This window comes from Brevundimonas sp. SORGH_AS_0993 (assembly GCF_030818545.1).
Classification (GTDB): domain Bacteria; phylum Pseudomonadota; class Alphaproteobacteria; order Caulobacterales; family Caulobacteraceae; genus Brevundimonas.
Genome location: NZ_JAUTAH010000001.1, coordinates 1851308 through 1877369, shown reverse-complemented (window position 1 = coordinate 1877369; position 26062 = coordinate 1851308). Strand labels below are relative to the sequence as shown.

Annotated in this window: 22 protein-coding genes and 1 tRNA gene; 14 read left to right on the top strand and 9 right to left on the bottom strand. The window is 69.2% G+C overall.

Going from position 1 to position 26062, the window contains the following annotated elements; all coding sequences use genetic code 11:
* Positions 1-324: 324 nt before the first annotated feature.
* From QE389_RS09325 to QE389_RS09305, 5 genes are read left to right on the top strand one after another with little or no spacing between them, the layout of a single operon-like run.
* The gene (locus tag QE389_RS09325; protein ID WP_307366617.1) at positions 325-2415 is read left to right on the top strand and encodes a TonB-dependent receptor domain-containing protein; all 2091 of its coding nucleotides are present in this window, start codon (positions 325-327) and stop codon (positions 2413-2415) included.
* The gene (locus tag QE389_RS09320) at positions 2415-3356 is read left to right on the top strand and encodes an alpha/beta hydrolase (RefSeq protein ID WP_307366616.1); all 942 of its coding nucleotides are present in this window, start codon (positions 2415-2417) and stop codon (positions 3354-3356) included. The genes QE389_RS09325 and QE389_RS09320 overlap by 1 nt, the downstream gene beginning before the upstream one ends.
* Entirely contained in the window at positions 3353-4507 is a 1155-nt protein-coding gene (locus QE389_RS09315) for an ABC transporter substrate-binding protein (RefSeq protein ID WP_307366614.1), read from the top strand. The genes QE389_RS09320 and QE389_RS09315 overlap by 4 nt, the downstream gene beginning before the upstream one ends.
* Before the next feature lie 35 nt (positions 4508-4542).
* Positions 4543-5676 (top strand): YncE family protein, encoded by a 1134-nt coding sequence (locus tag QE389_RS09310; RefSeq protein ID WP_307366612.1) that lies wholly within the window; start codon positions 4543-4545, stop codon positions 5674-5676.
* 2 nt (positions 5677-5678) lie between these two features.
* Positions 5679-6536, top strand: a complete 858-nt coding sequence (locus tag QE389_RS09305; protein ID WP_307366610.1) for a class I SAM-dependent methyltransferase — start codon at positions 5679-5681, stop codon at positions 6534-6536.
* On the opposite strand, the gene QE389_RS09300 is transcribed toward QE389_RS09305, so the two are convergent.
* Entirely contained in the window at positions 6533-7303 is a 771-nt protein-coding gene (locus QE389_RS09300) for an ABC transporter ATP-binding protein (RefSeq protein ID WP_307366607.1), read from the bottom strand. The genes QE389_RS09305 and QE389_RS09300 overlap by 4 nt on opposite strands.
* Complete coding sequence (locus QE389_RS09295) at positions 7300-8385, bottom strand: iron ABC transporter permease (protein ID WP_307366605.1); 1086 nt, start codon at positions 8383-8385, stop codon at positions 7300-7302. The genes QE389_RS09300 and QE389_RS09295 overlap by 4 nt, the downstream gene beginning before the upstream one ends.
* 35 nt (positions 8386-8420) lie before the next feature.
* Here QE389_RS09295 and QE389_RS09290 point away from each other — a divergent pair, with 35 nt between their 5' ends.
* The gene (locus QE389_RS09290) at positions 8421-9188 is read left to right on the top strand and encodes an alpha/beta hydrolase (protein ID WP_307366603.1); all 768 of its coding nucleotides are present in this window, start codon (positions 8421-8423) and stop codon (positions 9186-9188) included.
* Positions 9185-10027, top strand: coding sequence for a rhamnogalacturonan acetylesterase (locus tag QE389_RS09285; RefSeq protein WP_307366602.1), 843 nt, complete (start codon positions 9185-9187; stop codon positions 10025-10027). The genes QE389_RS09290 and QE389_RS09285 overlap by 4 nt, the downstream gene beginning before the upstream one ends.
* Positions 10028-10130: 103 nt before the next feature.
* Here the strand turns inward: QE389_RS09285 and QE389_RS09280 are convergent, their stop codons facing one another.
* From QE389_RS09280 to QE389_RS09260, 5 genes are all read right to left on the bottom strand, one after another.
* A complete protein-coding gene (locus tag QE389_RS09280; protein ID WP_307366600.1) occupies positions 10131-10751 on the bottom strand; it encodes a peptidylprolyl isomerase in 621 nt (206 codons plus the stop codon).
* Between the two features lies 1 nt (position 10752).
* On the bottom strand, positions 10753-12105 hold the full coding sequence (locus QE389_RS09275; protein WP_307366598.1) for an MFS transporter: 1353 nt from the start codon (positions 12103-12105) through the stop codon (positions 10753-10755).
* Between the two features lie 16 nt (positions 12106-12121).
* Complete coding sequence (locus QE389_RS09270; protein ID WP_307366596.1) at positions 12122-12751, bottom strand: glutathione S-transferase family protein; 630 nt, start codon at positions 12749-12751, stop codon at positions 12122-12124.
* Positions 12752-12780: 29 nt separating this feature from the next.
* On the bottom strand, positions 12781-14991 hold the full coding sequence (locus QE389_RS09265) for a TonB-dependent receptor (RefSeq protein ID WP_307366594.1): 2211 nt from the start codon (positions 14989-14991) through the stop codon (positions 12781-12783).
* Positions 14992-15066: 75 nt separating this feature from the next.
* Complete coding sequence (locus QE389_RS09260) at positions 15067-15681, bottom strand: TetR/AcrR family transcriptional regulator (RefSeq protein ID WP_307366592.1); 615 nt, start codon at positions 15679-15681, stop codon at positions 15067-15069.
* 254 nt (positions 15682-15935) lie between these two features.
* On the opposite strand from QE389_RS09260, the gene QE389_RS09255 reads away from it, so the two are divergent.
* From QE389_RS09255 to QE389_RS09230, 6 genes are all read left to right on the top strand, one after another.
* Positions 15936-16475 (top strand): RNA polymerase sigma factor, encoded by a 540-nt coding sequence (locus QE389_RS09255; protein ID WP_307366590.1) that lies wholly within the window; start codon positions 15936-15938, stop codon positions 16473-16475.
* A 63-nt stretch (positions 16476-16538) separates the two neighbouring features.
* Positions 16539-17477: a DUF4880 domain-containing protein gene (locus QE389_RS09250; RefSeq protein ID WP_307366588.1), complete on the top strand. Its 939-nt coding sequence runs from the start codon at positions 16539-16541 to the stop codon at positions 17475-17477.
* A gap of 94 nt (positions 17478-17571) precedes the next feature.
* On the top strand, positions 17572-21165 hold the full coding sequence (locus QE389_RS09245) for a TonB-dependent receptor domain-containing protein (RefSeq protein WP_307366586.1): 3594 nt from the start codon (positions 17572-17574) through the stop codon (positions 21163-21165).
* Positions 21166-21174: 9 nt separating this feature from the next.
* Positions 21175-21765 (top strand): biliverdin-producing heme oxygenase, encoded by a 591-nt coding sequence (locus QE389_RS09240; RefSeq protein ID WP_307366584.1) that lies wholly within the window; start codon positions 21175-21177, stop codon positions 21763-21765.
* Positions 21758-22186 (top strand): YbaN family protein, encoded by a 429-nt coding sequence (locus QE389_RS09235; protein WP_307366582.1) that lies wholly within the window; start codon positions 21758-21760, stop codon positions 22184-22186. Before QE389_RS09240 ends, QE389_RS09235 begins: the two co-directional genes overlap by 8 nt.
* Positions 22176-22922, top strand: a complete 747-nt coding sequence (locus QE389_RS09230; protein WP_307366580.1) for an energy transducer TonB — start codon at positions 22176-22178, stop codon at positions 22920-22922. The genes QE389_RS09235 and QE389_RS09230 overlap by 11 nt, the downstream gene beginning before the upstream one ends.
* A 165-nt stretch (positions 22923-23087) precedes the next feature.
* Here QE389_RS09230 and QE389_RS09225 read toward each other — a convergent pair.
* Positions 23088-23164 (bottom strand) — tRNA-Arg (locus QE389_RS09225).
* Between the two features lie 150 nt (positions 23165-23314).
* On the opposite strand from QE389_RS09225, the gene QE389_RS09220 reads away from it, so the two are divergent.
* Positions 23315-25105: a gamma-glutamyltransferase family protein gene (locus QE389_RS09220; protein WP_307366576.1), complete on the top strand. Its 1791-nt coding sequence runs from the start codon at positions 23315-23317 to the stop codon at positions 25103-25105.
* Positions 25106-25166: 61 nt separating this feature from the next.
* Here the strand turns inward: QE389_RS09220 and QE389_RS09215 are convergent, their stop codons facing one another.
* Positions 25167-26012, bottom strand: coding sequence for a lipid A-modifier LpxR family protein (locus QE389_RS09215; protein WP_307366574.1), 846 nt, complete (start codon positions 26010-26012; stop codon positions 25167-25169).
* Between the last annotated feature and the right edge of the window lie 50 nt (positions 26013-26062).

The window sequence follows — 26062 nt, the reverse complement described above, 5'->3', positions numbered from 1 at the left end:
GGATTTGGTGGAGCCGAGGGGACACCAGGCGTTTCTGATCAGAGACTTGCGCCGGACCGAACAGCACTGTCGCTGACAGTTGCCGCCCACAGGTCCGATGTCGCTTGTCACGACCGTCGCCGTCGCGGTGGTTTTACTACTCCGGACCGGAGTTCCGACACACTGCCGGGCCGTGGTTGGCCGACGCGAACTGGGAACGACGGGGCGAGTTTCTGAAAGCTGTCTGGCACGGCGCGGGTCAGGTCCGAATTCTCGTCGACGATCTGGTTTCTTGCATTTGCGAACCAGTCGCATTAAGTGCGGGGCGGGTTTCAAGGATATGTCATGCGCCGTTGTCTGCTTCTCGCCACTGTCTTCGCCGTGGCGCCTGTTTCCGCCTTCGCCCAGAGCCAGATCGCAGGCCAGAAACAGGGCCAGAATCAGGCTCAGCAGCCGGCGGCGCTAGAGGATGTGGTGGTCACGGCCTCGACCCGGGCGCAGCGGGTCGTGGAGGCGCCGGCCTCGATCTCGGTGGTGACGGCCGAAACCCTGGCCAATCGCCCGAACGCGGACCTGACCGATGCGCTGCGGGATGTGGAGGGGGTGTCGGTCAGCGGCGGCTCGAACAATCAGGACGTCTATATTCGCGGCCTGCCGGGCAGCTACACCCTGATCCTGGTGGACGGAAAACGCCAGTCGACGCGCGACAGCCGCGTCAACGGCAACGCCGGTTTCGAACAGAGCTTCACCCCGCCGTCGGGCGCCATCGAACGGATCGAGGTGGTGCGCGGGCCGATGTCGTCGTTGTACGGATCGGACGCCATCGGCGGGGTGATCAACATCATCACCAAGAAGGTGCCCGAACGTTGGGGCGGCTCCATCGGCGGCGACTATGTCGCCCAGGAGAACGGCGCGTCCGGCGACTGGCGCCAGGCGCAGGGCTATCTGGCCGGGCCGCTGGTGGACGGCGTGCTGGGCGCCCAGATCTGGGGGCGCAGCTACAAGCGCGACGAGGATCGCATCCTGGGCGGCGTCAACGGCGGCGAGGACTGGAACCTGACCGGCCGCCTGGCCTGGACCCCAAACACCGATCACGAGGTGCTGTTGCAGGTCGACCGGACCGATGTGAAGCGCGAGAACACGGCGGGCGCGACCCTGGCCGCCACGGCCGCGTCCAACTACAACACCAATGAACGCACGGCCGCGTCCCTGGGCTGGAACGGCCGTTGGGACTGGGGGACCAGCGCCCTGTCGGTCCTGCGCGAGGAAACCCAGCGCGAGACCTTCACGCGCCGCGCCGGCGTCTTCACCCAGGATGCGCGCGCGCCAAAACTGACCAACACCGTCTATGACGCCCTGTTCAACATCCCGCTGGAGAGGTCGCCGCTGGGCGATCACCAGCTGGTCGTGGGCGGCCAATATGTCGAGAACAGGCTGGTGGACCTGAATCCCGGCGTCAATGCGACCCAGCCGGGAACCTTCACCGTGTGGCAGCGCGCCCTGTTCGTCGAGGACGAATGGCGGCTGAACGCGCGTCTGGCCCTGACCGCCGGCCTGCGTTTCGACGATCACGAACGCTATGGTTCGCACTGGAGCCCGCGCCTTTACGCCGTCTGGACGCCGACCGAGGCGTGGACGATCAAGGGGGGCGTCTCCACCGGCTTCCGCGCGCCCGAACTGCGCCAGGTGGCCCAGGGCTATGCCTACACCACCGGCGGGGCCAATTGCTCGGTCGGGCCGAACGGGACGTGCGGCGTCATCCTGGGCGATCCGAGCATCGCGCCCGAGACCAGCACGAACTATGAGGTCAGCGTGCTGTGGAATCCGTCCACGACCCTGTCGGCCAGCGCGACGGTCTTTCGCACCGCCTTCAAGGACAAGATCGACAGCGCCCTGGTCTATAATCAGGATGGGTCCATCGCGCGCTGGAGCGAGAACCCCAACTATCGCCTCTACTATTGGTACAATCTTCAGGACGCCGATCTGCAGGGGGTGGAGCTGTCGGGTCGTTGGCGGCCCATCGACCGGCTGGGGCTGAAGGCGGGCTATACCTATACCGACTCGGAACAGAAGTCGGGGACCTACAAGGGGCTGCCGCTGTCGCGCACGCCCCAGCACATGGCCAACTTCCGCGCCGACTACGACGCCAGCGAGCGGCTGAACCTGTGGGGCGCCGTCAACTATCATGGCGAGGAGCTGAACGCGGGCCTGCGCGTCGGTTCGAACGGCCAGCCGATCCTGAACGGCGCCACCCAGGTGGGCCGCCGCTACCCCAGCTACACCACCGTCGACATCGGCGCGAACTGGCGCGTGACCCCGACGGTCAGCCTCAAGGCCGGCGTCTATAATCTGGGCGACGAGGCGATCAATGTCGCCGACTATGACTTCCAGGGCGATGGGCGTCGCGGCTGGATCGGCGTGAACTACAGCTTCTGATGCGTCGCGCCCTGCTCATCGCCGTCCTGGGTGTGGCGGCCCTGGCCGCCGCCCGGACCCCGGCCCTGGCCCAGCCGGCCCAGGCCGCGCCCTTGGGGCGGACCATCGCCGATGTCGGTTCGGCCTATTATCGGTTCGAGCGGCTGTCGGTCACGTCCGAGGACGGCGCGCGCGTCTATCGCATCTGGGTCGCCACGCCCCGGAAGGCCGCGCCGCCTTCGGGCCGTCCGGTCGCCTGGCTGCTGGACGGCGACGCCGCCCTGGCGCGGATCGACGAGGCCCTGCTGGCGCGGCTGGACGCGGGCGACCCGCCCGTGATCGTCACCATCGGCTATGAAGGCGACCGCCAATTCGATGTCCTGGCGCGGGCCTTTGACTATACGCCGCGCCCCTCGGGCGATGTGGCGGCCGTCGATCCGGCGGGGCGGCCGGGCGGCGGGGCCGACGCCTTCCTGACCCTGCTGCACGACCGTATCGGGCCGGAGGTGGCCCGCCGCGTCGCCGTCGATCCGAGGCGCAGCCTGATCTGGGGCCATTCCTATGGCGGCCTGTGCGTGCTGCACGCCGCCCTGACGCGGCCCGACGCCTATCACGCCTTCGTGGCGGCCAGCCCGTCGCTGTGGTGGGGCTATGGCGCGGTGTTGAAGGAGGCGCCGCCCCTTCTGGCGCGGCCGTCGCGCCCGGACATGACCCTGACCCTTCTGGTGGGCGAGGACGAGGCTAAGGGCCGGTCGTCGCGTCTGCATGTGCATCCGATGTGGACGTCCGTGCCCGTCGGCGCGACGCGCGACCTGGCGACGCAGTTGACCGGGGCGGGGGTCGATGTCCGCTATGGCCAGATGCCGGGCCAGGGGCATGGCGGAATGCTGGCCGCCTCCCTGATCCCGACCCTTCTGTCCCTGGCCGGCGTGGGTCCGGCGCCCGGAGAGCCCCTGTCATGATCGCCTCGCCCCATTGCGTCTTGTCGCGCCGATCCGCCCTCCTGGGGCTGGGCGGTCTGTCGGTGGGCGGCCTCTCGTTGCTGGCGGCCTGTGGTCCGACGGAGAAGGCGGCCAGCGGCGCCGCCCTGAAGGACCTGCGCGACCGGCCGGTCCAGCCCCTGTCGCCGGGCCAGAAGATCAGCATCGACGACGGCCGCTATCTGACCGCCCTGGCCCTGATCCATCCCGATCCGGTCTCCTTGCTGGCGGCCTGGAGCGGGGATGTGAACCGGATCAGCCCGGACATGTACAGGGCCTATGTCGAGAAATTCCCGGCTCTGGCGACCCTGCCCAAAATCCCCCGTTCGGGCGAGCCGTTCAATCTGGAGGCGGTCCTGGCCGCACGGCCGTCGATGGCGGTGGTCTCGGTCGAGTCTGGCCCCAGCGACGAACAGGCGGCCCAGCTTCAGGCGGCGGGCGTGCCTGTCGCCTTCATCGACTTCTTCAACCATCCGTTCGAGAACCAGGCCCGCAGCCTGGCCCTGCTGGGCGCCCTGATCGGCCGCGGCGAGCGGGCCGCCGCCTTCAACGCCTTCAAGAAGGCCCGGCTGGACGCGATTTCCGCCAAGGTGGCGACCGTGCCGATGGACCAGCGGCCGACGGTGTTCCTGGAACCCCACGCCATGATCACGCCGGACTGCTGCAACTCGCCGGGGCGGGGCAATGTCGGCGACTACATCGCCTTTGTCGGCGGGCGCAACATCGGGGCCGACGTCCTGGCCGCGCCGACCGGCAAGCTGAACCTGGAATATGTCATCCAGCGCGACCCGGACGTCTATATCGCCACCGGCGGCCCGCACCTGGCCAAGGCCGGCGGCTTCGTCGTGGGGCCGGACTTCACGCCGGAACAGTCGCAGGCGGGCCTGCGCCGCGTCACGGGCCGTCCGGGCATTTCGACCCTGAAGGCGGTGCGTCAGGGGCGCGCGCACGGCCTGTCGCATCAGCTGATCAACTCGCCCATCGACATCGTCGCCACCGAGGTCCTGGCCAAGTGGATTCATCCCGAACTGTTCGGCGATCTGAACCCGCGCGCCACTCTGGATCTGATCAATCAGCAGTTTCTGGCCGTGCCCTATCGCGGCGACTACTGGGCCGACCTGACGCCCGCCTGATCCATTCCCCCGAAGACTGCAGAAGGACTATGCCGATGACCTCCGTTCGTTTCACCGCCTCCGCCCTGGCCTATATGGCGGCGACCGCCGTTCTGGCCGCGACGGCCGCCCCCGCCCTGGCCGATACGGCCGCCATCGGCGCGCCCGCAGCCGCCCCCGTCGCCGGGGCTTCGGCGCCCAGCATCGTCAAGTCCGTCAAGGTCGCGCCGGGCGGCCTGTACGAGATCGTCTTCAACCCCGCCGACAGCAACATCCTGATCGCCGCCGTCGGTCCGCGCGGCGAGACGCGCGGCGCCATCGCCCGCCTGAGCGCCGACCTGACGCCGGGCCAGGCCATCGACGTCTCGGCCAACCCCCTTTACGGCCTGGGCTTCAACAGCCGCACCCAGATGCTTTACGGCACGGCGACCCGTTCGGGCTCGGTTGGGGTCGTGGACGTCAGGACCGGCCGCCTGGTCGCCACCATCAAGGACGGGGATGACGATTCCGCCCACGTCCGCGAGGTCGTCGTCGATGAGGCGCGCAACAAGGCCTATGTCACCGTCGTCGGCGGCGAGGCGAACGACGCCAGCCGCCCGAACCAGATCTGGGTCGTCGACGGCGCGACCCACACCATCGAGCGCAAGATCGTCGCCCCCGTCGGCGGCCTGACCGGCGCGGCCCTGGACGCGCGCAACAACCGCCTGTTCGTCACGGGCATGAGCTCCAACGACGTGGGCGTCATCGATCTGAACACGGGCCAGTCCGCCGGCGTCTGGCCGACGGGCAGCGAAAAGCCCACCAATGTCGCCTTCGATGCGCGCGGCAACCGTCTGTTTGTCGCCAGCCAGGGCACGGGCGACCTGACCGTCATGAACGCCGCCGACGGCGCGGTGATCAAGAAGGTGCCGACCGGGGAGGGCGCGCTCAGCGTCGCCTACAATCCCGGCGTCGATCAGGTCTATGTCGCCAACCGCCAGGCGGGCACGGTGACGGTGGTGAACGGCGCCGACTACGCCGTCGTGGCCAATCTCCAGACCGGCACCTTCCCCCAGACCATCGCCATCGATCCGGCGACCAACGCCGTCTATGTGACCAACAAGGCGCGGGGCCTGCCGCGCAACGCCCCGGCCGGCACGCCCGTCCCGGTCGATCCGGCCGGCGACACCGTCACCCTGATCCGGCCCTGAGCATGAGCGGGGCGGCGGCCTCGCCCACGCTGGACTGGAACGGCGACAGCGGGCGACGCTGGGTCGAGAACCAGGATCGGCTGGACCGAATGCTGGCGGCCTATGGCGAAGCCCTGGCGCGCGCCGCCGACCCGGCCGTGGGCGACCATGTGCTGGACGTCGGCTGCGGGGCCGGGGCCACGACCTTCGACATGGCCGCCCGCGTCGGGCCGGGCGGACGGGTCGTGGGGCTGGATATTTCGGCGCCGTTGATCGAACGGGCGCTCGATCTGGCTTCGGCGCGGGGCGAGACGGTCGATTTTCGTCTGGCCGACGCCGCCTCGACCGATTTCGCGCCCGACTTCGACCGGGTCGTCTCGCGCTTCGGCGTGATGTTCTTCGACGATCCGGTCGCGGCCTTCGCCAATCTGCGTCGGGCGCTGAAGCCGGGCGGGCGGATGGTCTTCGTCTGCTGGCGCGCGGCGGCCGAAAACGATTGGACGCGCCTGCCCATGGGCGCGATCCGCGACATCGTTCCCCCTGCGCCGCCGCCCGGTCCCGACGCGCCCGGCCCGTTTTCCTTCGGCGACCGCGCCCGGATAGAGCGGATCATGACCGAGGCCGGCTATGCCGACGTCGACATCCGGCCGTTCGACAGCCTGATCCCCTTCGGCGTGGGCGACACGGCCGACGCCGCCCTGGACGATGCGGTCGATCATGCGATCCGCGTCGGGCCGCTGGAGCGGGCGTTGAAGGACGTGTCGGATGCGGTGCGCGCCCAGGCCCTGGCGGCGGCGCGGCTGGCCTTCGCCGGCAAGCTGCGCCCCGACGGCGTCTGGATCGACGGCGCGGCCTGGATCGTCAGCGCGCGTCCGGCCTAAAGCACCGCGTCCACCATCACCTGAATCTGGCCGCGCGCGCAGGGTTCGACACGGGCGCGCACTTGCCAGACCTCGGCCAGGACGGCGGGGGTGACGGTCTCGGCCGGGCTGCCCTCGACCTGCACCCGACCACCCGCCAGGACCACGATCCGGTCAGAGACCCGCGCGGCGGCCTGCAGGTCGTGCAGCACCATCACCACCACGGCCTGGTTCTCCCGGGCGTAGGCGCGGGCCAGGCCGAACAATTCCAGCTGATGGCGCAGATCGAGCGCGCTGGTCGGTTCGTCCAGGAGCAGGACGCGCGGCTGGCGCACCATGGCCTGGGCCAGACCGGCGATCTGGCGCTGGCCGCCCGACAGCCGATCCAGCCGCTTCAGCGCCAGATCGACCGCCCCCACCCGTTCCAGCGCCGCCAGGGCGCGCGTTTCGGCCTGGGTCGAACCGGCGGCCGAGGGCGAGGCCTCCAGCGCCGCGATCACCGTCTCCAGCACCGTCAGGGCCACGTCCTGCGGCAGGGTCTGGGGCATGTAGGCGACATGGCGCGCCCGCTCGGCGATGGACATCCGGTTCAGGTCCTGTCCATCCAGCAGCACCTGGCCCGAGGCGGGCGTCAGGCCGGCGATGGCCCGCATCAGGGTTGTCTTGCCCGCCCCGTTCGGCCCGATCAGCGATACGACCTGGCCGGCGGCCAGCGGCTGCAACGCCACGTCGGACAGGATGGTCCGTTCGCCATAGCGGGCGGTCAGATGCTGGACGACCAGGCTCATCCCCGCGCTCCGCTGCGGAAGATCAGGATCAGGAAGGCCGGCACGCCGATCACCGCCGTCACCACCCCGACCGGCAACAGGGCGCCCGGAACCAGGGCCTTGGACGCCGCCGAGGCCAGGGACATCAACAGCGCCCCGCTCAGCACGCTGGCGGGCAGATAAAGCCGGTGATCCTCGCCCACCAGCAGCCGGGCGATGTGCGGCCCGACCAGACCGACGAAGCCCACCACGCCGACGAAGGCGACGGCGGCGGCCGACAGCAGGCTGGCGCGCAACAGGGAGAAGAACCGCAACCGCCCCACATCGACCCCGGCGCTCAAGGCCCGATCCTCGCCCAGCCGCAGCGCCGTCAGCGCCCGCGCCGCCGCCCAGGAGAAGGGCAGGGTCAGGACGACGACCGCCGCCAGCACGGCGACAGAACGCCAGCTGGCGCGCGACAGCGACCCCATGGTCCAGAACACCAGCTGCTGCAACGCCTCCTGCGAGGCGACGAACTGCACCAGGGCGGTCAGGGCGTTGAAGGCGAAGACCAGGGCGATGCCGAACAGGACGATGCTCTGCACCCCGCCGCGCCGCGCGCGCGCCAGGGCCTGCAGCAGCAGCACCGAACCGAAGGCGAAGACGAAGGCGTTCAGCGCCACCACCCCGTCCGCCGGCACGAAGGGCAGACCCAGCCCCAGCACGATGGCCAGCGACGCCCCGAACGACGCCGCCGACGAAACCCCCAGGGTGAAGGGGCTGGCCAGGGGATTGTTCAGCACCGTCTGCATCTCGGCCCCGGACAGGGCCAGGGCCGCCCCGACCAGGATCGCCGTGAGGGCGTAGGGCAGTCGGATCTGCCAGATGATGGCGGCCTCCGACGGGCTCAGCAGGTCGGGCCGAACGATGCCGGTGACGATCCGCCAGGCCGACAGGCCCGACGGCCCCGTGGCCGCGTCCAGGCACAGCGCCGCCACGCAGGCGACCGCCAACCCGGCCAGCAGCAACCGACGACGCAGGCGCAGGCGTCGATGCTGCTTCAGAACCTGAAGCGCGGCGTCGGCAGAGGAAAGGGAAATGTCCATCATCAGATTGCGTCGCATTACAACAGGCGGCGTCGATGGGCTAGGAAGGGTTCATGACCGACGACGTTCTTTCCGCCTGGACGCCCTGGACCGCGCCGGGCTGGCGCGTCCGGGCCCTGGCCGGGCCGGAGGGCCGAAGGCTGGATCTGATGCTGGCCGCGCCCCAGGGAACGGCCCCGTCCGGCGGCTGGCCCCTGCTGTTCGCCTTGGACGGCGGGCGGTTCTTCGCCGCCCTGGCCGGCGCGGCCGAGGCTCTGTCGCACCGGACCGAAAAGACCGGCGTGGTCCCGATGGTCGTCGCCGCCCTGGTCCATCGCCCCGACCAGGGGCCGCTCGCGGATCAGCGCGCGCGCGACTTCACGCGGAGCCCGGGTCCCGAGGCCGCTGCGCCATCCGGCGGCGCCGGGGCGTTGCGCGATCTGCTTGCGGAAGCGGTGCTGCCGATGCTCGCCGGGGCCGCCCTGATCGACCCGGCCCGCACCACCCTGTTCGGCCATTCGCTGGGCGGGCTTTTCGTGCTGGAGACGCTTCGGTCCGATCCCGCCCTCTTCGCGCGCTGGGTGGCGATCAGCCCGTCCCTGTGGTGGACGACCCCGCCCGCCGACATCGCCGCGCCGTCGCTGATGGTCGGGTGCGGCGAGGCGGAGACGGGCCGCGACATGCGCGGCCGGATCACCGCCTGGGTCGCCGAAAAGCCCGACGGCGCCGTCTTTCGCCAGGTTTCCGGCGCCGATCACGGCTCGGCCCCCTTCGCCCTGATCCCCGACATCCTGCGCCACGCCAGCGGCGGTCCGGCGCAAAGACCCGAGACTGCGCCATGATCGCCGCCCTCGTTTCCGTCCTTGTTTTCGGGACAACGCCCCAGGCGGCGCCTGTCGCACCCGTGGGCGGCCAGACGGTCCGGATCGTCCTGGTGGGCGATTCGACCACGGCCAATATCAGCGGCTGGGGCGCCGCCTTCTGCGCCGACCACGTCGCGCCTTCCGTCGCCTGCGTCAACCGGGCGCGCGGCGGCCGAAGTTCGGGCAGCTATATCGCCGAGGGGCTGTGGGACGGGGTTCTGGCCGAACTGTCGACGCCGGGCTTTCGGCGGACCTATGTGCTGATCCAGTTCGGCCATAACGATCAGCCGGGCAAGCCGGGACGCTCCACCGATCTGGCGACACAGTTTCCAGCCAATCTGACGCGGTATGTGATCGAGGCGCGCGCGCAGGGCGCCATTCCCGTTCTGGTGACGCCGCTGGCGCGTCGCCAATTCGTGCATGGCCGTCTGCAGAACGACCTGGCGCCCTGGGCCGAGGCGGTTCGGCGGGTCGCGCGCGACACCGGGGCGCCCGTGGTCGACCTGAACGCCTCCAGCGCCGCCGCCATCCAGGCCCTGGGGCCGCTGGAATCGGCCCGGTTCGCCGCCGCCGCGCCCTCGCCGGAGCAGGCGGCGGCGTTGTCGTCGGACATGGCCGCAGAGCAGGCGCCCGGCGCGCAGGCGACCCCCCGTTCGACGCCGTCGCGCAACGCCGCCGTCGCCGAGCCGCAAGGCGCGCCCCGCGTCGCCTTCGACCACACCCACCTGGGCCGCGAAGGCGCGAAATTCTTTTCCGCCCTGGTCGCGGCCGATCTGATCCGGGCGGTCCCGGACCTGCGTGACGATCTCGCGCCCTGAGAGAGGGCGGTCATTCGAAAATGCGGTGAAGCAGGCTCCAGATTCAAGCGAGAGCCTGCTTCACGCTTCCCGACGGAACGCAGCGCGGTTCCGGCTGAAACGATCAGTCGCTATAGGCGCTGGGTCGTCGGAGCCCGATGCGAAGGGGGATCGGCGTGTCCAGAAACTGACCGGCCAGACGTTCGTCGCCTCCGGGAACGGGGGCGTCGCTGGGCCGCTGGTGGATGGCGCGAACGACATCCATGCCCGAGATCACCTTTGCGAAGGCCGGAAACCCGGTTCCCTGCCCCTCGGGCGGCGGCGGACCACCGCCGTTCAGGATGTCCTGATCGCCGATACAGATGAAGAACTCCGAACGGGCGGGGGCCTCCTGGCGTTTGGCCAGGGACACGACGCCGTCGCCGTGGCGCAGGCCGGTGTCCACCGTGTTCTCATGCGGGACGGGCGGGGCGTGGTCCGCGCGCGCAAAGCCCAGGCCGCCCTGGATCACGTCGATGGTCGGCGGACCCTCGCCCTCCGGGCGAGAACGGACCACCCGATAGAAGCACGCCTGGTCCAGCCAGCCATCGCGCACCAGCGTGACGAAATGCGCCGAGGTCAGGGGCGCGCGGGCGTAGTCGGGGCGGACGACGATCTCGCCCAGGGGACTGGACAGAACGATGTCCGGCGTTTCGGGCTCTGGGTGCGCCGTCCGGGCGGGATCGTCTTGCGTCTCATGGCTCATGTCAGGCTTCCGACTTCAGGAGGGTTTCACGGGCGCGGCGGGCGGCAAGACGCCGGGCGACGACGGACTGGCGGCGGCGGTTCAGCGGGAAGCGCGCGGCGAAGGCGAAACTGATCAGGTTGAGCAGGATGGGCACGATGATGAAGGCCAGGAAGAACCCGCCCATGGCCCAGCCCCGGTTGCCGCCCTGGGGGTCGAATCCGAATAGGCCAGCGACGATCAGAGACACGCCGCCGCCGACCGCCATGCCGATCTTCACGATCAGGGTGACGAGGGAGAAATAGCTGGCGGCGTTGTTCCGACCCGTGCGCCATTCGTCATAGTCGGCGACATCGGCCATCAGAGCGAACATGGCGACGTTCAGGCTGGCCGCCGTGATCGACGACAGGCCGAAGACCAGCAGCATGCCGGGAAAGGCCAGGGGGCCGGGGCGCAGAAAGGCCATCAACACCAGGGTCGCGGCCGTTCCGAACACGCCGACGGCCAGGGCGCCATGCTTGCCGATCCTTTTCATCGCCAGGGGCCAGACCTGGGTGCTGGCCAGCATGATCAGGCTGACGCCCACGGCGACATGGGCCACCTTGTCGGCGATGCCCAGATAGGCGCCCATGTAGAAGACGTAGAGGGCGCCCACCATGCCGCTGGCGACCTGCCCCAGCAGCAAGGCGATGAACAGCACCCGGAAGGGGCGGTTGCGCCAGACGCCGCGCAGCACCTTCAGCGGATTGCGGTCCGCCTCGGGGATGGCGACCGGGCGGCCCTTGGGGGCGAAACGGAAACTGATCGCGATCGTGACGGGCAGCAGGATCAGCGCCAGCCAGGACACGACCCGGGTTGTCTCTCCGGTGATCTCGGTGGTGGAGAAGATCGGCAGCAGGGGAACGATGAAGAACAGCAGCCGCCCCACCAGTTCGGCGCTGCTGCGCCAGGCCGACAGGCGCGAGCGTTCGTCATAATCGTCGCTGAGGTCGGCCAGCCAGGCCGAATGCGGCACCTCCAGCAGGCTCCACCCCAGATAGACGACCAGCGACCACAGCAGGAAATAGCCCACGCCCGTTCCCGGCGACGGGCGGAACCAGAACCAGCAGCCGACGGCCACGATCAGGGCGCCGAGGGCGATCCACAGCTTGCGCGGCCCCCAGCGGCTGCGGGTGCCGTCCGACAGATAGCCGATCGACGGGTCGATGACCGCGTCGAACAGGCGGGTGACGAACAGCACGGTTCCAAGCGCCGCCAGGCTGACACCGGCTTCCTTGGCGTAGATCGACGGCAAAACGGACAGGGCCGGGGCCTGAACGATGGCCAGGGGCAGGATGGGGGCGGCGTAGGCCGCGCGTCGCAGGGCTCCGCTCATCTTTTCGGCTGCTTTCTCAGGCCGCGGCCTGTTTCAGATCGAAGGCCAGGGTACGGGCTGCGGCGATGGACGGATGAGCGCCCACCGCCTCGGCCCAGGTCTGGAACCAGGCCGGAACGGCGATGGCGTCGCCCGACCAGTCCGGCGCGCGGCCCAGGGTGTCGAAAAGCACCTGATAGCCGATATCGACCAGACCCAGCCGCCGGCCGTTCCAGAAGGGGGCGATGCGGTCTGCGGCGAAGGCGGGATGCTCCAGCTGAAGCAGGGCCGCCTCCAGGGTCGAACGTCGCGCCGCCCTGTCGTCCGGGGTCGCGCGGGCCAGGGCGATCACGAGAGGAAAGACCTCGCGGTCGCAATGCCACATCCACAGGTCCGCAAGGGCCTGTTCCTCCGCGTCCGCCGCCCCGAGCCGGGGCTCGGGGAAGACCCGGTCCAGGTATGCGGCGATGGCCCAGGACTCCCAGACAGGGGTTTGTCGGTGGCGGATCGCCGGCGTTCGGGCGTAGGGGCTGTCGGCGCGCCAGGCGACGAGGGCGTCGTCGTCGCCGGCCTTGACGTCGATCAGTCTGAACGGCGCCTGTTTCTCGATCAGCACCGCATAAACCCTGACGGCCCAGCCGCAGGTCGGGGAGGTATAGACCTTCACCTCCTCTGCGGACGACTCTGTCGTTCCGCTCACTGGCCGAAGCGCCGGGTCAGTTGCACGCCGAAGGTGCGCGGACGGATGCTTGAGACGATGTCGGCCTGGGTCGCCACCGTAGCCGGGAAGATCTGCAGCCAGGGGCGTTCGTCGGTCAGGTTGTTGACATAGACCTTGATCTCGGTCGGGCCGAAGGCCAGGCCGGCGGAGGCGTTGAAGACGTCCTGACGCGGGACCAGGATATTGCCGTCGCTGCGATCGAAGCCCTTGGTCGAGCTGGCGTCGCGGTGCCAGTAGTTGGCCCGAACGAAGGCGTCGTGACCGCCCAGGTCGAAGTCGTATCCCGCGTTCAGCGCCCAGGTGTTGCGCGGCGTCCTGCGCAAATGATCGCCCTTGGCCACCAGCAGGCGCACGCCGGGGAAGACGCGGGCGTCTTCGGTGAACGCATTTTCGGTGAAGGCGAAGTTCGCGCCCAGCGACAGGCCGCGCAGGAAGAGATCGCGCGTCGACGCCTCCAATTCGAAGCCCTTGGCCTCCAGGCTCGGCGCATTGGTGGTGAAGGCGAAAGTCCCGGTCGCGTTGAACACCACCGTCTGGACGTCTTTCCACTCGGCGGAATAGGCCGAGCCGCCGTACAGCAGCCGTCCATCGAAGGCCGAGCCCTTGGCCCCGATCTCATAGTTCACCAGGGTGTCGGGATCGAACTTGATGAAGTCCAGCGGAATGTTGAGCACCGGACCGACGAAGGGGTTGAACCCGCCGAAACGGAAGCCTTCCGAACGCAGGGCGTAGAGCAGCAGGGTCTTGGTCGGGCGATAGTTGACCTGCAGCTTGTAGAAGGAGTCCTCGCCGCCGATCTTGCCCGTCGCCTGCTGATAGTTGACCGAGCCGAAATAGGTGAACTGTTGCTGGTTATCGACGCTCCAGTCGAAATAGCGGCCACCCGCCAGCACGTCCCACTGGTCGTTGAGGCGGTAGGTCAGTTCGCCGAAAACGGCGGTTTCGCGCGTCGATTGCGGCCCGCCCAGGGTGAACAGGGGAAAGCCGACGGAATAGGTCGGCGTATCGCCGGGAACGATGGGATTGAGGATTTCCGTCTGTTCGCTGAGTTTGTTTTCGTCGAGGGCGTCGTGATAGAGGCCGACGATCCACCCCAGCCGTTCGCCCGCTTTTGAGCTGAGCCGCAGTTCGTGGGTCCAGGCGTGCTGCTGCAGGGTCTCGCGGGTCCAGCCGAGGGTGCCGGGTATGCCGAATGCGTCCGGTTGGGCGTCGTAATAGACATTGTCCAGTTCGAAGCGCGAGCCGGTGTAGGACAGGGTCGCCCAGCCCAGATCGCCGTTGACGATCAGGTTGAACAGGTCCAGCCGCTGGTCGGCCGGACGGTAGGTGACGGGGTTGTCGGTCTTCAGGTCGCCCAGCCCCAGTGTCATATAGGATGGGGCGTCCGTGTGCAGGTCGTCGCCGTGATAGATGAAGGTCGCGTCGAAACGGTCGCTGGGACGATAGAGGGCGGAGACGCGCCAACCCAGCTCCTTGACGTCGTTGATCGCCTCGGCGCCCGTGGCGACATTGTCGATATAGCCGGTTTCGTCGATCCGCTGGCCCGCCACCCGGACGGCGAAGTCGTCGCCGAGCGGCAGGTTGACGAAGCCGGCGAAACGGTTGCTGACCCCTCCGTCGTTCTTCGTGGCGTAGGCGTCGCCTTCCGCCTGGGCCGAGAAGCCCGACAGGCTGGGCCTGTTGGAGCGGATGGACACCAGACCGCCCACGGCCTGGGCGCCCCACAGGGTGCCCTGGGGACCGCGCAGCACCGACACCTCGCCGATGTCGAACAGGCGGTAGTTGTTTCCAGTGCGCGGGGAGCCGTCCAGATACTGAGCCACCACTCCGGCCGTATTGTCGCCCACGGGGGACAGGCCGCGGATGGAGGCGACCTCGTTGCCCCGACCCGGACCGCCGTTGTCGAGGAAGTTGGCCCCCGGAACCTGAACCACCAGATCGTCGAAGGCGGTGACGTTCAGCTTCTCGATCCCGGCGCCGTCGAAAGCGGTGATCGACAAAGGCACGTCATGCGCCCGCTGGTCGCCGCGCTTGGCCGCCGTCACGACGACGTCGTCGACCACGGCGGTCTGCGGAGCCGACGGGCTCTGGGCAAGGGCCGGTCCGGCGGTCACGGCCGCCAGAATGGGCGCCGCCGCCGCCAGCATGCGCAGGCGCCGCGTCTGGACGTTTGAAAAGACAGTCATATGAGCATCCCCGACAGACCGGCCCCTCGCCGGTTTCATGCCGGAACTCATTTACAGGTCAATTGACCCGCAATGTCACGAATTAGAATCGATGACAGAGGAGATTTTCTGCTCGACTGCGGTTTCCACCATGGCGACGAACAGTTCGAACAGGGCGTCGGCCCGGGCCGTGGGGCGCCCCCGAGACTCCAGCGACAACCCCCTGAGGAAGGCGCCGACCACGCCGATCATGCGTTCCGGTGAAGCCAGGGCCGCGAATTCCGGGAACATTCTCTCCCAGGCGGCGACCATTTCGGCGCGCCGTCCGTTGATGCGCGCCTCATAGGCGGTTTCCAGGTCGGGATCGGTGCGGGTGGCGACCATGATTTCGAAACCCACCGGCGCCCAGGCGTCCACATCCTCGCGGAAGATGCGCAGGCGTTCCGACAAGTTCAGACTTTCGCCCCCCTCGGTGATCAGGCGGCGTTCGAGGCGCTCGAAGCGCTGCTCGTAGAAATAGGCGACCGCCTCGGCCACCAGGTCCAACTTGTTATTGAAATGATGATCGACCGCCCCGCGGGATAGGCCGGACATCTTCACCACCTCGCCGATGGAAGCGCCCGCGTAGCCCTTCTCGCCCAGGCAGCGGAGCGTCGCTTCCAGCAGCGCCGTGCGCGTCGCGGCGCGGCGGTCTTCCTGTCGGCGTCTCATGGCTCGCTGCCGGGCGGGTTCATCACAGGCGATCTCTACTCTGCATGCACAGGGTCCAACATTCCGCCCCAGGGCGCTCTCCGAACACACCCGTAAATTCATGTGTGGAAAAGGCCCTATCCGACCCTAATCCAATAGGATGCGTCGAAACCTTCTGTACATCCCTTCGGCACGCGGGTCTGACCGGCCGCTGCTGTCGCGTTTGGTTTGTTGCGAGTGAATCGCAAATCATGTAGGGCGTGGCCCCATTGGGGATGTCCGTCTTGTCTCTTGGTCGCCTGCACGTTCGCCGAGATGTTGAAGCTGTCGATCGGCAGCTGCGCCGGATGGCGCGTGGGCGGTTGCGGAACCTTCAGGACGCCGAGGACGTGGTTCAGGACAGTTGGCTGCGGGCGGCCGTGGCGGCGGAGGCGGCGGACCCGCCGCCGATCCGCAATCTTCAGGCCTATCTGTTCCGCATCGCTCGAAACCTGATCGTCGATCATCGCCGCCGTGCGGCGGCGCGTCCGATCGTCGAGGTCGAAGAGGTCGTGCTGCTTCAGGCGGCCGACCCGGCGCCGACGCCCGAGGCGGCCGTCATCACGCGCGACGAGTTGAATCGCATGAACCGCATCATGGCCGCCATGCCGGCCAAGCCCCGCGAGGTGTTTCGCCTCGCGCGGGTCGAGGGACTGAGTTACGCCGACATCGGCCGCCGACTGGGGTTGTCGCGGCAAACGGTGCATCAGCACATGGCCCGCGCCCTGCTGGCGCTGCAACTGGCGACGCGCGCCGATTTCGACGCCGAAACCTGACAAGCGGCAGGGGTATTCGTCTGATCCTATGAAGGCCGTGACAGCCGCCCCTGGAAAGACGTCTTGAAAGACCGTCGCCACATCACCGGACTGACGCCCGCCATGGAGGCGGCGACCGAATGGTTCGTGCGCCTGCACGCCTCGCCCGAGGACGAAGCGGCGCGCCCGGCGTTCGAAACCTGGCGGGCGGCCGATCCGTCCCACGCCGCCGCCTATGCGCGAATCCAGCGCCTGTGGGGCGCGTCGGCCCATCTGCCGGCGCTCGTCGAGACCGGCGCGCAGCCCGACCGCCGGGCCATTCTGGCGGGCCTGGCGGGTGTAGGCGGGGGCGCGCTGCTGCTGGCGGGGGCGGGACGGCTGGCGCTGGGACCGCATCCCTTTTCGGACTACAGGACCGGAGCGGGCGAGACGGCGACGATAGACCTCAAGGACGGGGTTCAGGTCACGCTCTCGACCGCCAGCGCCCTGGACGTGGAGCGCGGGGCGGATCGCCATCGACTGCGGCTGCTGGAGGGCGAGGCCTGGGTTCAGACGGGGGCGGGGCGGCCGGGGCCGCTGGTGGTCGCGGCGCACGGCGGCGCCATCCATGTCGGGGCCGAGGCCGCCTTCGGTCTGCGCGTCCTGAAAGGCGCGGCGGGACTGGGGGTCGCGTCCGGATCGGTCGATCTGGACGCCGGCGGCCGCCGTCGGCGACTGACGGCCGGACAGGCGGCGGACTTCAGCCGGCGAGGGTTCGGGGCCGCAACGCCCTTCGATCCCTCGGAATTCGCCTGGCGCGAGGGACAACTGGTCTTTTTGAACCGGCCGCTGAAGGCCGTGCTGGCGACGCTCGACCGCTGGAACGGCACCAGGACCTGGATCCGCGACGAAGATCTGGCGCGCCAGCCGGTCACGCTGCTCGGCCGCACAGCCGAGGCGGGGCAGGCCGTGGAACGTCTGGCGCAGGCGGCGGCCTTCACGGTCGAACGACTGGGCGCGCTGATTGTCGTTCGGCCGATTTAAAAATAATAATCATTCGCACTGACATCGGGGCGGCGTCTTCGTCTTTCGAAGGGAGGGGCGGCGCGATGGGCGCGCTCAGGTCGAAGAGGCGAAGATGAAGGCGAATCGGATCGTGCGGCGGACGGCGGCGCTCGTACTGCTGATGGCGTCCAGCGGGATGGTCACGGTGCTGACGGCCGAACAGGCGCAGGCTCAGACCCAATCCGTGGCGACCTATGCGATCCCGGCGCAGCCGTTGGGCGGCGCGCTGGCCGCGTTCAGTCGCACGGCCGGGGTCAGCATCGTCTATGGCGACGCCATCCCCGACGTCCGCTCGGCCGGGGTGTCGGGACAGATGACGCCCGCCGAGGCCCTGTCGCGCCTGTTGGCGGGCGCCGGCCTGACCTATCGGTTCGTGAGCGCCGACACGGTGCGCCTGGAGCGTGCCGCTTCGGGGACGCCGGGCGCCGTTCAGCCGGGCGCCATTCAACTGGGCGCCGTGCGGGTGGAGGGCGCGTCGGGCGCGACGGGGCCGGTCTCGGGCGAGGGCCTGTCGGACGACACGGTGTTCACCACGGCCGCGCCCGTCGAACATATCGGCGCGGACCGGATCGACCGATATCGCGGCTCCAGTCCCGCCGACATCTTTCGCGGGACGCCGGGCGTCATGTCCGGCGAGGCTCGGAACGGCGCGGGGGCGATCGATCTGAACATCCGGGGGCTGCAAGGCTTCGGCCGCGTCACGACCACCATCGACGGCGCGGAAAACGCCGTCACCATCTATCAGGGCTATCAGGGCGTCTCGAACCGGACCTTCGTGGATCCCGATCTGATCGCCAGCGTGGATATCGCCAAGGGCGCCAATGCGGCCAGTTTCGGCAATGCGGGGTCGGTCGCGATCCGCACCGTGGACGCCGCCGACATCGTGAAGGAGGGGGAAACCTGGGCTCTCAGGGTGCGCGGCGGGTTGCGGACCAACACTTCCGATCCGACGCCGGGCGCCGTCAGCGGCTATCGCTACATCTCCGGTAGGGGCGTGGCGGAGCCGTCCCCGACCGGCATGGATCGGCCCGACGCCCTGGAGCCGACCGATGGGTGGGGCAGCATCGTGGGGGCCTTCCGAGGCGACGCCCTCGACGTCCTGGCGGGCTATACTTGGCGTCGACAAGGCAATTATCACGCGGGGGCGCACGGCCCGATCGCCGACCCCGTGAACATCGGCGACACCCAGACCTCCTGGGGCGGGACGCAGTCCAACACCATGATCAATGCGGGGCTGCTGAACTTCCGGTCCGGCGAAGAGGTGCCGAACACCCAGCTGGAGACGCAATCCTGGCTGGCCAAGGCCACGGCGCGCTTTGGCGACGGTCAAAGCCTGCAGATGGGCTACACCGGCTTTCGCAGCGAGGCGGGCGACCGCATCGCCTCGCGCCTGACCAGCAAGACGGGGCGGTCGATCCAGCAGGCTCAGACGGCCGGGACCGCCCTGGACACCTACACCGCCCGCTATCGCTGGACGCCGTCCGACAGCGACCGGATCGACCTGAAGGCCAATCTCTACTGGTCGCATCTGGAACTGCGCAATCCGGTGCGGGGCGGGCGTCTGCTTACCGCCGCCGATCTGGGTCTCGATCCCAATTTCCGGATCGGCTCGGACAGCGACCTGTGGGGCGCCGAGATCAGCAACCAGACCCGGCTGTTTCCGCCGCAGGGCGATCTTCGGCTGAACTATGGCCTGTCGTATCGCGCGGAAGACACCCGTGGCAGCCGGCACGCCGACATACTGGAGGGCTGGAACACGCCCAGAAACGGCGCGCGTCAGGAAATCGCAGGCTTCATCAAGTCGGACTTTTCGCCCCGCGACTGGCTGACCGTCGAAGGCGGCCTTCGCTATACGCATTACTGGTCCGAGGATCGCGTCGACCCCTATGAACGCTATCAGGTCCAGGGAGATCGGGTGCGTCTGGGGTTCAAGAAGGACGAAGGGGGCTTCAGCCCGTCCTTGGGGCTGATCGTGACGCCGTTGGCCGGTCTGCAGGCCTATGTGCGTTATTCCAGCACGCTGCGCGCGCCCGCGCTGACCGAGACGGTTTCGGCCTTCAACAGCTTTGTCGCCAACACCGAAATCCGCCCGGAGCGGTCGCGCAACTGGGATCTGGGCGCCGGCTACAGCCGCGACAATCTGTTGGCGGACGGCGATCGGGGCCAGGTCAAGTTCGGCTATTTCAACTGGGATGTGGACAACTATATCGCGCGAAACGTTCGCCCCGAGACCTTGAGCCTGAACATAGAGAACATCGACAGCGCTCGCTTCGAGGGTCTGGAGCTGAGCGGACGTTATCAGCGCGGCGGGTTTACCGCCGATCTTGCGACCAACTACTATCTGAACGTCGAATATTGCCGCACGGCCGACACCTGCGGCGCCAAGTCGTTGTACGGCGACTATGCGACCAACCATGTGCCGCCCGAATATGTGATCGACCTCTCGGTGTCGCAGGCCCTGCTGCAGAACCGTCTGACGCTGGGCGGCCGAGTGCAGCACACGGGACCCCGCGCCATCGGTCACGGAGACGTCACGGCGCAAGGGGCGGGCCAGTTCATCGCCCTGATCGACTGGGAACCCTACACCCTCACGGACCTGTTCGCCGACTATCGCCTGACGCAGGACCTGACGTTCAGCGCCCGGGTCGAGAACCTGTTCGACCGCTTCTACGCCGATCCTTTGAGCCTGGTGGCGCAGCCGGGACCGGGGCGCACCTTCACCGTCAGTCTGACGCACCGTTTCGGCGGGGCTCAGAATCTGGGTTGGCTGTCGGGCGACCTGGGCCGAGGCGAGGTCACGCGCGACTGGACCGGCTTCTATCTGGGCGCCCTGACCGGCGGACAAGGCGTCTCGATCAAGGGGGATACGACCAACATCACAGGAACGGCCAATCCGGCCGCCGCACTGGAATCCGCAGACGCGCACGCGCAGAGCGGCCTGTTCGGCCTGCAGGCCGGCTATAATCGGCAGTTGTCCAATCGCTGGGTCGTCGGTCTGGAGCTGGAGGCCGCCCGCACCTGGCTCCACGCCGGACACAAGGTTCTGTCGGTCGATCCGGGAATGGCCGCCCAAGGCTGGCGCGAGGCGGCGATGGATTACAATGTGGACTGGACGGCAGGGGTCAACGCCCGTCTCGGCTACGCCTTCGGGGATCGGTTCATGCTGTTCGGCCTGGGGGGGCTGGCGCTGGCGCGCGAGGTCGAAGGCCGCGACCAGTATCGCTCGACCTCGGCCGATCAGCAGAATCCGCTGGGCCGCGAAACCGGCGTCGCCTTCGTCGAGCGCGTCGATCATGTCCGCAAGGGATTCACGGTCGGCTTCGGCGGCGACTATGCGCTGAGCGATCGGTGGTCCCTGCGCGCCGACTATCGCTACACCCATTTCGACGCCGAGGAATTCGACTTCGAGAAGGCGACGCGGGGCACGGGGCTGAGCTATACGGTCACGAAGGCCATCCAGATCGGCACCGAGATCGTTCCGCCGTTCCTTCAGCCCGGCGACCCCCTGTGCGACGAGATACCGGAGTTCTGCCAGCCGTCGGAAAACCCCGTCTATCGCTACGAAACCACGAACTTCCCCGGCACATCGACCATCACAGAGGGGCGGCGGGCGTCGAACGAGATGGACGTCCACGCCTTCCGGCTGGGCCTGAGCTATCGATTCTGAGGCCCTGCGATGACCGACGTCCAATCCTCGTCCCGCGCCCTGACGCTCAAGGCCCTGACCCGCGAGACCCACGATCAGCTCGACGCCTACATCACCGGCGTGGCGTCGTTCCAGACCATCGAGGCCTATGGCCGGTTTCTGACGGTCCAGCATCGGTTTCACAGGGACATCGACGCCCTGTACGACGATGCGGCTCTGGTCGCGGCCTTGCCCGGCCTGAAAGACCGACGGCGCCTGCCGGCGATCCTCCAGGACATGGCCGACCTGGGGCTGGCGCCGCCTCGCGTCGACGCCCCGCCGCTGTTCGGGGCCGGCGCGACCCTGAACGTCGCGCACGCCCTGGGCTGGCTGTATGTGGCGGAGGGGTCGAACATGGGGGCGGCCCTGTTGCGAAAGCAAGCCGCGCGGCTGGGCCTGTCCGACGAACACGGCGCGCGACATCTTGCGCCCGCGCCGGAGGGACCGGCGGCCCACTGGCGAAGCTTTACGGCCGCGCTCGACGCCGTGACGCTGCCCGCACGCGCCGAACCGCGCGTGATCGAGGGGGCCGAGGCCGCCTTCAGACAGGTTCACGCCTATACCGTCGAACACCTTGGCTGACCCGTCCGGATCCGACAGGGACGCGCGCGTATCGCCATGGCGGGTCTTCTGGTTCGGGCTCGGGGCCTTCTGGCTGATCGTCGGCGTCGTCGGCGTCTTCGTGCCCCTGTTGCCCACCACCGGACCCCTGATCGCCGCCCTGGCCTGTTTCGCGCGGTCGTCGCCCCGTCTGGAGACCTGGCTGCTGACCCATCCGCGGTTCGGCCCCAGCCTGCGCGCCTGGCGCGAGCAGGGGGCCGTGCCTCGGTCGGGCAAGGTCGCCGCCTGCCTGGGCGTCGCTCTGGGATTCGGTCTGTTCTGGCTGCTGGTGCGGCCCGGCCTGCTGCTCGGCGTCTGCGTCGGGGCCGTGCTGATCCTCTGCGCCGCCTATGTCGTCAGCCGCCCGGCCCCGAGGCGGGGAGGGCCGCACGATGGCGTTTGACGGCCTCGATCCCAGGCCGCCGGTCCTGGTTCGATCGGTGTCGCCCGCACGGGCGCGCGGGCGGCGTTGGATCGTGGGTCTCGGCCTGTCCGCGATGGCGCATGGACTGCCCCTGCTCGTCTTCGCCGGATACTGGGCCAGCCGCCCGCCGCCAGCGCCGCCCCCGGCGCCGGTCTTCGAGGTGGAGTTGGTCCGGTTCCAGGCGCCGCCCCAGCCGCCGTCGGAGCAACCGCCCGGACCCGAGCAGACCGAGGCCAAGGCTCGACCGCCCATCCCTCGCCCCCCCGTGACGCCGCATCTGGCCGCCCCGCCGCCGCCCGACGTCGAACCCCTGACCGTCCCGCCGCCCGTGCCGCGCGTCGAGCCGGCCTCGCCCCGACCGCCTGCGCCGGAAACGACCGCCCCGCCCAGCCGGCCGGCGCCGCCCGCGCGCCTCCCGTCCTCATCGCCGTCCTGGGAGGGCCGGCTCCTGGCCCATCTCGAACGCCGCAAACGCTATCCGGCCGAAGCGCGCGCCGCTCGGCAGGAAGGGGTCGCCAGCGTGCGGTTCACGATGGATCGGAGGGGCCGCGTCCTTTCGGTCGTTCTGGCCCAAAGCTCGGGCCACGCCGCATTGGACCGCGAGGCCGTCGCCCTGATCCAGCGCGCCCAGCCTCTGCCCGTCCCCCCGGACAGCGTTCCCGGCGACCCCCTCGTCCTCACCGTGCCGGTCGAGTTCTTCGTGAGACGCCGGTAGGGTTTCGTCGTCGGTCAATCCCATCGACAGCGGATAAGGCTCACGCGCCCACCGGAATAGGCCGCTCCACGCCAAGGCGCATCGCTAGAACCGGACCTGATCCAGAAATCAGGTCCCGGCTGTCTTGGGAAGGGAGTCGGCGCGCTGAATTTTATCAGGAGAAAGTGGCGCACCCGAAGAGATTCGAACTCCTGACCCCCAGATTCGTAGTCTGGTGCTCTATCCAGCTGAGCTACGGGTGCGCATGCCTTGCGGCGAGGGCGGGTCTTTAGCCGCTGGATCGGAAGGACGCAAGCGGGCGATTGCAGTTTCTGCGCATTGGCGGTTGGCGCGGGCGTCGTGACGGCTTAGGTCCGATGACGACACCGTTTCCTCGCCGCCTGGATCCCGCCATGTCCGTCTCTCGTCGTCGTCTCGCCGCCCTGATCGCGCCCCTGGCCCTGATGGGGTGTCAGACCGCAGGCGCGGCGTCGATCGCCGCAACATCGGCCCCGACGACGACTACGACGACTACGACGACGACCACACCGGCCTCGCCTTCGGCTCTGGCGGGTCCGAGCGTCGCGTCGGTCCAGCCGCCGCGCGGGCCGTTCGTGGCGGCGGCCAACCCTCTGGCCGCCGAGGCCGGGATGGAGATTCTGCGGCGCGGCGGATCCGCGGTCGATGCGGCGGTGGCGATCCAGGCGGTGCTGGGCCTTGTCGAGCCGCAGTCGTCGGGCCTGGGCGGGGGCGCCTTTCTGATGAGTTATGACGCCGGGACCGGCGCCGTCACCGCCTATGACGGGCGCGAGACGGCGCCGACGGCGGCGACGCCTCAGCTGTTCTACGAAAACGGCAAGCCGCTGCCGTTCATGGACGCGGTGCTGTCCGGGCGTTCGACGGGCGCGCCCGGCGCGGTGGCCATGCTGGCGATGGCGCAGAAGGATCACGGCAAGCTGGCCTGGCGCGATCTGTTCGGCGCGGCCGAGCGTCTGGCGCGCGACGGTTTCGAAGTCAGTCCCCGCCTGGCCGGGATGATCAACAGTCCGGCGCCCCAGGCCCAGACGCCGGCGGCGACCGCCTATTTCACCCGGCCTGACGGAGGCCGTTATCAGGCGGGCGACGTGCTGAAGAACCCCGCCTACGTCCGCACCGTGGCGCGACTGGCCGAGGAGGGGCCGGGGGTCTTCTACGGCGGGGACATCGGGCGCGACATCGCCCAGGCGGTGGCCGAAGGGCCGCGCCCCGGCGCCCTGACCGAGGCCGACATCGCCGCCTATCGCCCGCTGCGGCGCGATGCGATCTGCCGCCCGTACCGGATCTATGTCGTCTGTGTGCCGCCGCCGCCGTCCAGCGGCCTGTCGCTGCTGCAGTTCCTGGGCATGGCCGAACGGACGCCGGACCTGACCAAGGGCGCCGACAGCCCCGAGGCCTGGGTCGCCTTCGGGCGGTTGCAGCGGCTGATGTACGCCGACCGGGACCGCTATGTCGGGGATACGGATTTCGTGGGCGTGCCGATCGCGGGCCTGCTGGACCCGGACTATGTGGCGTCGCGGGCGGCGCTGGCGCCCACGCTGAACGGGCCGGCCTCGCCGGGTCGTCCCACAGGATCGCCTCCGCGCGGCGAGGATCGCACCGCCGAACCGGGCGGCACCACCCATTTCGTCGTCATCGACGCCGAAGGCGACGCCGTCAGCATGACCACCACGGTGGAAAGCCTGTTCGGCAGCGGGCGGATGGCGGACGGCTTCTTCCTGAACAACCAGCTGACCGACTTTTCGTTTGATCCGATGGACGGCGACCACCCGGCGGCCAACGCCGTGGCGGCGGGCAAGCGGCCGCGTTCGACCATGACGCCGGTGCTGATCCTGGACCGGCAGGGTCATCTGGTCGGCGCCCTAGGCTCGCCCGGCGGGTCCAGCATCCTGGCCTATGTGGCCAAGGCCCTGGTCGGGGTGATCGACTGGAATCTGTCGATGGCCGACGCCATCGCCCTGCCGAACCTGGTCGTGCGCGGATCGACGATCGGGGCCGATACGGAGCAGATGTCGCCGGCGATCCGCGACGCCCTGGGGCGGGTGGGCATGCCGCTGCGGCCTAATGCGACCGAGACCTCGGGCCTGCACGGAGCGATCTGGCGCGACGGCCGCTGGGACGGCGGGGCGGACCCGCGCCGCGAAGGGGTGGCGCTGTCGGCGCCCTGACGTCAATGGTCTGTGGCGCCGCTGTCCTGCGTTCCGAGGCCGGCGCCGTGCGCCGCGCCGGTCAGTTGCGCGGCTTGATCGACAGCTGGAAGGCGATCAGCCCCTCGCTGACGTCGGTGTCCAGACCGTTCGTGCCGCGCAGGCCCTTGCCGGCGTCGATCTCCCGATAGACGACGCCTATTGAGGTCTGAACGTCGCCCCGGCGGTAGGCCACGCCGATGGAGGCGTCGCCCAGGAAGGCCCCGCGATCCTGGGTGTAGCCCGAACGGGCGTAGTCGCCGTCGCGCGTGCGGGCGAAGTTGTAACCGACCGCCCGGCCCGATCCGGCGGCATAGACATACCAGCGCGGGCGGTCGCCGAAGCGTTCGCGCCCGTCGGGCGCCAGACGCTCCAGCCCCTCGCCGATCTTCAGGGTGACGCCCGCCTCGGCGGATCGCCCCTCGCTGCCGACGCCAAGGCCGGCGTGGGGCGTCAGGCTGACTTCCAGGCCCGAGGCCGTATGGCCGTGCGCCCCTTTGAAACCGCGCACATAGCGCAGGTCGTAAGCCTCGGGCGACAGTTCGGCCCGCTCGCCCAGGCTGACCGGCATCGGCGCGCCGTCGGCGCGACGCAGACGGCCGGCGGTCTCCAGCGTCAGCCGATCGGTGAAGTCTGCCCGGTCGATCCAGACGTCCTGGCGCGTGGTGGCCACCAGGCCAGCGCCGCTCTCGGCGCGGCGGAAGGCCGAGGGGATGTCGATTTCGCCCCCGAAGCGGGCCTGAGGATCGATATGGACGCCGGGTTGCAGGGCCAACCGGGCCGGGTTTTCGTCAAAGGCGTTGGGAACCCGGGTCTGAGCCGAGGCGGCGCCCACGCCGGCCATCGCCAGCGCGCTCCCCACTCCGATCATCCAGGCCGTCGAACGCATTCGGTCTCCCCACCGTCCGCTGGCCCTTACCCTGCACCACGCGGCGCAGG

Coding starts and splice junctions, on each gene's coding strand:
- QE389_RS09325 (WP_307366617.1), top strand. CDS start 325: ATGCGCCGTTGTCTGCTTCTCGCCACTGTCTTCGCCGTGGCGCCTGTT.
- QE389_RS09320 (WP_307366616.1), top strand. CDS start 2,415: ATGCGTCGCGCCCTGCTCATCGCCGTCCTGGGTGTGGCGGCCCTGGCC.
- QE389_RS09315 (WP_307366614.1), top strand. CDS start 3,353: ATGATCGCCTCGCCCCATTGCGTCTTGTCGCGCCGATCCGCCCTCCTG.
- QE389_RS09310 (WP_307366612.1), top strand. CDS start 4,543: ATGACCTCCGTTCGTTTCACCGCCTCCGCCCTGGCCTATATGGCGGCG.
- QE389_RS09305 (WP_307366610.1), top strand. CDS start 5,679: ATGAGCGGGGCGGCGGCCTCGCCCACGCTGGACTGGAACGGCGACAGC.
- QE389_RS09300 (WP_307366607.1), bottom strand. CDS start 7,303: ATGAGCCTGGTCGTCCAGCATCTGACCGCCCGCTATGGCGAACGGACC.
- QE389_RS09295 (WP_307366605.1), bottom strand. CDS start 8,385: ATGCGACGCAATCTGATGATGGACATTTCCCTTTCCTCTGCCGACGCC.
- QE389_RS09290 (WP_307366603.1), top strand. CDS start 8,421: ATGACCGACGACGTTCTTTCCGCCTGGACGCCCTGGACCGCGCCGGGC.
- QE389_RS09285 (WP_307366602.1), top strand. CDS start 9,185: ATGATCGCCGCCCTCGTTTCCGTCCTTGTTTTCGGGACAACGCCCCAG.
- QE389_RS09280 (WP_307366600.1), bottom strand. CDS start 10,751: ATGAGCCATGAGACGCAAGACGATCCCGCCCGGACGGCGCACCCAGAG.
- QE389_RS09275 (WP_307366598.1), bottom strand. CDS start 12,105: ATGAGCGGAGCCCTGCGACGCGCGGCCTACGCCGCCCCCATCCTGCCC.
- QE389_RS09265 (WP_307366594.1), bottom strand. CDS start 14,991: ATGACTGTCTTTTCAAACGTCCAGACGCGGCGCCTGCGCATGCTGGCG.
- QE389_RS09260 (WP_307366592.1), bottom strand. CDS start 15,681: ATGAGACGCCGACAGGAAGACCGCCGCGCCGCGACGCGCACGGCGCTG.
- QE389_RS09255 (WP_307366590.1), top strand. CDS start 15,936: ATGTCCGTCTTGTCTCTTGGTCGCCTGCACGTTCGCCGAGATGTTGAA.
- QE389_RS09245 (WP_307366586.1), top strand. CDS start 17,572: ATGAAGGCGAATCGGATCGTGCGGCGGACGGCGGCGCTCGTACTGCTG.
- QE389_RS09240 (WP_307366584.1), top strand. CDS start 21,175: ATGACCGACGTCCAATCCTCGTCCCGCGCCCTGACGCTCAAGGCCCTG.
- QE389_RS09230 (WP_307366580.1), top strand. CDS start 22,176: ATGGCGTTTGACGGCCTCGATCCCAGGCCGCCGGTCCTGGTTCGATCG.
- QE389_RS09220 (WP_307366576.1), top strand. CDS start 23,315: ATGTCCGTCTCTCGTCGTCGTCTCGCCGCCCTGATCGCGCCCCTGGCC.
- QE389_RS09215 (WP_307366574.1), bottom strand. CDS start 26,012: ATGCGTTCGACGGCCTGGATGATCGGAGTGGGGAGCGCGCTGGCGATG.